The sequence below is a fragment of the Candidatus Izemoplasmatales bacterium genome, assembly GCA_041649275.1.
Classification (GTDB): domain Bacteria; phylum Bacillota_I; class Bacilli_A; order Izemoplasmatales; family Hujiaoplasmataceae; genus UBA12489.
Window position 1 is genome coordinate 79415 of the sequence record JBAZNL010000006.1, and the last position, 7673, is coordinate 87087.

The window sequence follows — 7673 nt, forward strand, 5'->3', positions numbered from 1 at the left end:
TTCTGCCAATCGGAGCCATTCCTCTCGCGTATATGAAGAGGGATGCGTCCGTCCGCGCAAGGAAAAAAACCGGAAAAAACCGAGCGCGCGCCGTTGATATCGCCCATCGATGCTATATAATAAAGATAAGCGCGACACCATGCGCGCGGAAGGAGTCGCACGAAATGCCAGATAACCTCAGCATGTCAATGATCCTGAACATCGTGTTTTTCGGCATCCTCGGCCTCGGTCTGCTCGGCGGACTGGCCAAAGGCTTCAAGAAGTCGCTCTTCTCGTTTGTCACGATGGCGGCCTTCTACGCTTTGTTCTTCCTCACCCTCGACGCGGTCGTTGGGTTCCTGTGGACCTACGAGAATCCGGCTCTGGGCACCGCCCTCGGCCAGATCGATTCCTCGCTGTCCTCATACACGAGCATCGGGGAGGCGATGACGCCGCTCCTCCAGTTCTTCGCCGGGGATTTCGACCTCGGCGCGGGAGGACCCGAACTGACGGCTCTGCTTCTGGGCATCGGCCAGTTCGTGGTGAAGATCGGCTACACGGTCGCCTACTTCACCGTCGGCCTGATCGTCTGGAAGATCCTGATGTGGATCGTCCGGATGATCTTCATCCACGAAAAGTCCGGTTCATCCAAGAACCGCCTGCTCGGCGGCGTCTTCGGGCTCGCCAACGGCGCGCTCGCGCTCTTCGTCCTGTTCATCATGCTCGGCGGCGTCGTCTCGATCGTCGGCAGCGTGACCGAACTGGTGCCGTCGGTGCCGCTTGCGGCGCCCCTGGACCGCGACCGGATCTACGAGGCGTCGCAGTCGCTGATCCCGCTCGCCGAAGGCGATGCGGGTCTCGCGGAAGCGACCGCCTACGTCGTCGAGTTCGTCGACGCCTACGAGTCCAATCCGCTCGTCCAGATCGGCGACATGATCGTGATCGGCGAGGGGACGGCGGCGGCGCCGCTCTCGCTCTACCTCTTCGACTCGGTCATGTCCTTCACCTACGAGGGCGAGACGATCGCCCTCCGTCGGGAACTCGCGGTCGTCGCGAACGTCGCGGGCACGATCTTCGACGCCCTCGACGCGGCCGGCATCGACCTCACGAACATGGAGAACGTCGACATCGCCCTGCTCCTCGGCGCGGTCGGTTCCGCCGACCTGACGATGCTTCTCGATTCCAAGCTGATCACGACCGCTCTCGTCTACGTCCTCTCCGGCGAAGCAGGGATCGAGGACCTCGACGGGATCCTGATCGTCCCCGACGGCGTCGTTTGGTACGACACGCTCGACGACGAAGGCAACATCGTCGAAAACGGCGAACTCAGGAACCTCCTCACGGCCCTGAACGCGATCGTCGAGGTCGCCGGCTCGATCGACTTCGAGAACATCGGCCTCGACGTCGTAAGCGCCCTCTCCGACGACGCCATCGACGCCATCTTCGGCTCCTCGATCCTCACCGCGACCCTCTCCAACGTCGTCACCACCCAGCTGCCGACGGGCGACAACCCGCTCGTCATTCCGGATTCCGTCTTCGACGGCGACGGCTACCTCCTCAAGAGCGAGATGCTCGCCCTCGTCCACGCCTTCAAGCTGCTCGTCGAGACCGCCGGCGCCGATCCGGAGAACTTCGACTTCGCCGCCGTACTCTCGCTCAGCGACGCCCAGGTCGACGTCCTGCTCGACAGCCAGATTCTGTCCGCCACCGTCGGAAACCTGATCGCCGACATCGCCGGCGAGGATCTCGTGATCCCGTCGACGGTCCTCGACGCCACCACGTACGAGGTCGACGGCGTCGCCGTCACGGTCGTTTCCGCCGTCGAGATCAAAGCGGTCTTCGCCTCGCTCCGCGTCCTCGGCATCTCCGATTTCGACAACATGGGATTCGATGCCGGCATCATCGCGAACCTCGAGGGCGACACCCCCGGCGTCCTCGACGACGCCAAGATCGCGACCCTCTTCGGATCCGACATCCTGCACGCGACCATGTCCGACCTGATCATCTCGGCGACCGCCGAGGCTGGATCGGTCATGACCGTTCCCTACTACGATCAGGACGGCAACGCCATCCGCGAAACCCTCGGGGACGTCGTCGTCATCTCCGTCGCCGAACTCGGGAATGTCCTCAAGGCGGTCTATGCGCTCAACGTCGAGGATTTCGCGAACTTCAACGCGCTTGACGCATCCGCCCTGCTCGAGAAGATGCCGATCCTGCTGGATTCGGCCATCCTCCACGCCACCATCTCCGCCCAGCTGCTCTCGATCGCCGGCGGCGCGATCACGGTCCCGTACGTCGAAGAGGACGGCACGACCGAAGTCCGCATCACCGTCGGCGACGGCATCGAAGCCACCGAATACATCTCCCAGGACGAGCTCGAGGCGGTCATCGCCGCGCTCGACGCCCTCCAGATCACCGACCCGACCGCCTTCGGAGGAACGGTGTCGCTCAGTTTCTTCAGCGATCCCGACATCCGCGCGGCCCTGCTCGACTCCGCGATCATGCAGGCGACGATCTCCGACCAGCTCCTTTCCCTCGGCGGCGCGATCCTGATCGTCCCGGCCCTGGACGAGGACGGCGAGGACGTCGTCGTCACCGTCGGTCCCGTCGGGAACCAGACCACCTACGTCACCGCCGCCGAGATCGGCGCGATGTTCGACGCCCTCGAGGTCCTCGATGTCACCGACGTCACCGCGGTCACCTCGGGCGAATTCACTCTCTCGAACCTGACGGAAGAAGGCAACCTCGCGACCCTGCTCGCCTCGGCCTCGATCCACGCGACCATCTCCGACCAGCTCCTCACCACCGCCGCCGGCACGCTCCTCATCCCCGACGTCGACGTCGAGAATGCGAACAGCCCGATCCGGATCCAGCGCGGCACCGTCGAATACGTCGCCAAGGACGAGATCGTCGCCCTGATCGGCGCCCTCGACCTGCTCGACCTCGACGGCTTCGATTCGCTCGACTTCTCGATCGGCACGCTCTTCGCCAATGCCGTCGACATGAACGACCTCCTCGCCTCGGCGTCGCTCCAGGCGACGATCTCCGACGCGATGCTTTCCGTCGCCGACGACGAGACGACGATGGTCGCCGGCGCGACCGACCTCGTGGTCCCGACGCAGATGCGCGCGGCGATCCAGGTCGACGGCGTCGCTTCCGTCCAGATCGTCCAGGACGAGCTCGTCGCCCTCCTCGAGGCCTTCAACGTCCTCGGCCTCGGCGGCTACGGCGCGGCCATGCCGGCGGGCACGATCACCGGGCTCTCCGAAGCGCAGATCGACGCCCTGCTCGTCTCCGCCTCGATCCACGTGACGATCCACAACATGCTTCAGGGGAACATGGAGATCACCACTCCGGACATGGCGAAATCCTCGTACTACGGCATCGCCGGCGTCACCACGAAGGTCGAGGTGCGCAACTTCATCCGCGCCGTCTCGGTCCTCGGTACGGGCGACTTCACGGACGCCGACTTCTCGATCGCCGGTCTTTCCGGCAAGTCGGAGACCGACCTCGGAATCATCCTCGACTCGATGATCGTGCGCGACACGCTCACCCCGCAGATCGAAGCGGCCGACGGCCTCGACCCGTTCTACGCCCTCGACGCCGCCGACTACATGGACGGCAACGTCGCCCTCTTCCTCACGAAGACCGGCATCACCGACTACCTCAACTATCTGCCGTAAGCACCGGACTCCCGGCGGGGGAGGATCGCCCGAGCGATCCTCCCCCCTTTTTTTCATCGAAAATGCCGTCTTTCCTTTTCCGACGGGATGGGATATAATAAAATGATGCCTTTTTCGGGAGTGTACCCATGAAACGAATCCTGATTTTGCTCCTTTCGCTCCTCGCGGTCCTGTCGGCCGCGGGATGCGGGATGATTTCCACCACGACGACCGTCACGACCGCGACGACGTCGGCACCGACATCGACCACGTCGACGCTTCCGATCACCGGAACCGTTCCGACCTCGACCGGAACCACCACGACGGAGACGACCACCACGACCGCGCCGACGTCCGGATCGACGGTCTCGACGACCACGGCGGAACGCTACCAGACGATCGAACTCTTCTCGATGAACGACGTCCACGGCGGCGCCTACTATACGTCCCTCTCCTACAACTATGACGCAAAGGCATTCTCGAAGGCCGCCGCCCTGCTGGCGAACAAACAGGAAAACGAGGACGACGTGATCGTGCTCGCGAGCGGCGACATGTTCCAGGGAACGGCGCTCTCGAACTACTATTACGGACGCCCGCTCCTCGAAGTGATGAATTACGTCGGGTTCGACGCCTTCACGATCGGAAACCACGAGTTCGACTGGGGCATCGACAAGATCGCCGCCTACGCCGACGGGAATACCAGTAACGGCGAAGCCGACTTCCCCTTCCTCGCCGCGAACATCGTCTCGGTCGAGACGGGGGAACCGATGCCCTGGACGCGGCCCTACGCGATCGTCGACGTGAACGGCGTCAAGGTCGGGATCATCGGCGTGATCGGCGCCGTCATCAACTCGATCTCCGCGTCCCGGGTGGTCGGTTACGAATTCCTCGACGCGGCCGATACCGTGGCCGAATACGCGGAATATCTCCGGACCACGGAAGGATGCCGGGTCATCGTCGCCTCGATCCACGAATACTCTTCCGCGACGAACAACGAGATCGCGAACCTGACCGGAAACAGGAAGGTCGACGCGATCTTCAACGGACACAGCCATACCTCGATCGCCTCGTCGATCGTCCGCTCCGGGACCGCCCTGCCCTTCGCTCAGACTTCGAGCTATCCCAACTCGCTGATCGCGAAGATCACGCTGGTCTACGACCGCCAGGCTGGCCAGGTGTCCGCCGGGGCCGCCGAGATCATCGGCAACACCGGGCTCACGCAAAGCGCGGAGGCGAACGCGATCCTCGCGGAGTACGAAACCGAACCCGGTTACGTCGAATTCGTCGGAGAGGCGCTGGCGACCGCGCAGTACGCGTTCTCGTCATCGCTTCTCGCTCCGTGGGGAGCCTCGGCCATCCGCGACTATGCGGGCGTGGACATCGGGGCCGTCAACGCGGGGGGGTTCCGCGTCACGATGGAACAGGGAACCGTCACGATGGGCGACATGATCACGATCTATCCGTTCGACAACTACATCAAGACCTGCGAAATGACCGGCGCGCAGATCACCGCGTTCTACGAGAGCGTGATGGAGAAGAGCGACGACGTCGTGTTCGACGACGGCGTCGGCTATTCGTACGGAATGGGGCTCCTGACGATCGACGGGATGACCGTCGATCCGGACGCGTGGTACACCGTCGGCGCGGTCGACTACATCTTCGACAAGACCTATTACGACTTCCTCGACGGGAGGAACATCACGACGACCTCCTTTCTGATCCGCGACTTCCTGGTGGAGGACCTGCGGAACCACACGACGGCGTTCAATCCGGCCAACGGCACCGCCTTTCCGACACCCGTCGCCTGGTTCCCGGCGATCCGCAAAGAGGATTCGCTCCTCGTCTGAATCGCCAGGCAGGAGCCATCGTCTTCGGTCGATGAATATGAAAAAGGACGGCTTCGGCCGTCCTTTGTCGTCATTGGGTGGTTTGGTTGTAGTCGAGGACGCGGAAGATCCCGTCCTTGAACTCGAGGTGGTTCGCCGAGCAGTTGGCGAGATACGAGGCGTAGTGGAACTCGGTCGGCGGAAGCAGACTTACCAGCACTGCCTTGATCACGTGCGAGTGGGCGACGATCAGGATCCGCTTGCCGGGGTGACGGGCGCAGAGCGCCGTCAGGGCGGAGAAGACGCGCTTTTCGAGGACTTCGTGCCGTTCCATCCGCGGGATCCGGTTCTCGATGACCGCCCGCGCGTAGTCGGCGTCGATCGGCTTTCCGTCGTGGTCGCCGAAATCGCGCTCGAGGAAGCCCGGGTCGAGTTCGACCGCAGGATGCCCGAGACGGGCGGCGATGATCGCCGCGGTCGCCTGCGCGCGTTTCAGGGGGCTCGAGACGACGATGTCGAAGACCTCGCCTTTGGCGATGAAGGAGGCGGCGATCGCGTTCGCCTGGGCGACGCCCTTCTCATTCAGGGGGTTGTCGATCCGTCCTTGGACGATCATGTTCCTGTTGGCGTCGGTCTCGCCGTGACGCACCATGCAGATCCGGTTCATTGGAATCACCGTCCACAATTATACTATAAGGGACCGTCAGTTTGTGATATAATTGATTCGCGAGGTGGATTTTCATGAGAATGGTCGACATCATCGAGAAAAAGCGGGACGGGCACGCCCTCACCGCCGAAGAAATCAACTACGTCATCCACGGCTACGTCAAGGGTACGGTTCCGGATTACCAGATGAGCGCCTGGCTCATGGCCGTTTATTTCCAGGGCATGACCGACGCGGAGGCCGCGCTCCTCACCGAGGCGATGTGGCATTCCGGCGACGTCATCGACCTCTCGTCGATCGACGGCGTCAAGGTCGACAAGCACTCGACCGGCGGCGTCGGCGACAAGACGACCCTGATCCTCGGCCCGCTCGTCGCCTCCGCCGGCGCGAAGGTCGCGAAACTCTCCGGTCGCGGCCTCGGCCACACCGGCGGCACCCTCGACAAGCTCGAGTCGATCCCCGGCTGCACGATCGCCCTCACGCCCGAACGGTTCGTCCGCCAGGTGAACGACATCGGCATCGCCGTCGCCGGCCAGACCGCCGAACTCGTCCCCGCCGACAAGCTGATGTACGCGCTCCGCGACGTCACCGGGTCGGTGCCGTCGATTCCGCTGATCGCCTCCTCGATCATGTCGAAGAAGCTCGCGAGCGGCGCCGACGTCATCTGCCTCGACGTCAAGATCGGCGACGGCGCCTTCATGAAGACGCTCGCGGACGCGACCCGGCTGTCGCGCCTGATGGTGTCCATCGGAAACGCCTGCGGCCGGCAGGTCGCCGCCTTCATCACCGGCATGGACCAGCCGCTCGGCTTCGCCGTCGGAAACCGCCTCGAAGTCGCGGAAGCGTACGAGACGCTCTCCGGCCACGGTCCCGCGGACCTCGAGGAGCTCTGCCTCGAGATCGGCTCCGAGATGGTCTACCGCGCCGGGAAGGCTTCGTCCGCAACCGCCGCGAAGGACCTCCTCCGCGCGAATCTCCGTAACGGCAAGGCGCTCGCCAAGTTCAAGGAATTCATCGCCGCGCAGGGCGGCCGGCTCGAAACGCTCGACGGTTTCGTGACCGCAAAACGGATCGAGGAGGTCAAGGCGCCGCGCGCTGGATTCGTGAAGACGATCCGGGCGCTGCCGATCGGCCTCGCGACGATGAAGCTCGGCGGCGGCCGCGCCACCAAGGACGACGTGATCGATCCGAACGTCGGCGTCGTGCTCGAACGGAAGGTCGGCGCCAAGGTCAAGAAGGGCGAGACCCTCGCCCGCATCTATGCGGACGCGGCGATCACCGACGAGATCCGCGGATCCGTCCGCGAGGCCTTCGAGATCGTCGATCAGGCGGTCCCGGTTCCGCCGATCATCCTCGACGTCGTCCGTTGAGTTGCCTTACGGCAGAAAACGTGATATAATCGAATCGAACAAGAGGGGAGCTCGGGGAACCGGGCTGAGAGTATGACGTATCCGTCATTGACCCGACCTGATCTGGGTAATGCCAGCGTAGGTGCATCCGGCGCACGCCGTCTCTCCCCTTTCGTTCGCGGAAGGGGATTTT

The 7673-nt window shown here is 63.6% G+C and carries 4 protein-coding genes and 1 riboswitch; of the genes, 3 read left to right on the forward strand and 1 reads right to left on the reverse strand.

Going from position 1 to position 7673, the window contains the following annotated elements; translation table 11 throughout:
• Positions 1-164 precede the first annotated feature (164 nt).
• Both WC509_05330 and WC509_05335 read left to right on the forward strand, forming a co-directional pair.
• Positions 165-3662, forward strand: coding sequence for a hypothetical protein (locus WC509_05330; GenBank protein MFA5006865.1), 3498 nt, complete (start codon positions 165-167; stop codon positions 3660-3662).
• 128 nt (positions 3663-3790) lie between these two features.
• Positions 3791-5488: a 5'-nucleotidase C-terminal domain-containing protein gene (locus WC509_05335; GenBank protein ID MFA5006866.1), complete on the forward strand. Its 1698-nt coding sequence runs from the start codon at positions 3791-3793 to the stop codon at positions 5486-5488.
• 70 nt (positions 5489-5558) lie between these two features.
• On the opposite strand, the gene WC509_05340 is transcribed toward WC509_05335, so the two are convergent.
• Positions 5559-6134 (reverse strand): histidine phosphatase family protein, encoded by a 576-nt coding sequence (locus WC509_05340; GenBank protein ID MFA5006867.1) that lies wholly within the window; start codon positions 6132-6134, stop codon positions 5559-5561.
• Positions 6135-6208: 74 nt separating this feature from the next.
• On the opposite strand from WC509_05340, the gene WC509_05345 reads away from it, so the two are divergent.
• Positions 6209-7501: a pyrimidine-nucleoside phosphorylase gene (locus tag WC509_05345; GenBank protein ID MFA5006868.1), complete on the forward strand. Its 1293-nt coding sequence runs from the start codon at positions 6209-6211 to the stop codon at positions 7499-7501.
• 43 nt (positions 7502-7544) lie between these two features.
• Positions 7545-7623, forward strand: a riboswitch (TPP riboswitch).
• The last annotated feature ends 50 nt before the right edge of the window (positions 7624-7673 follow it).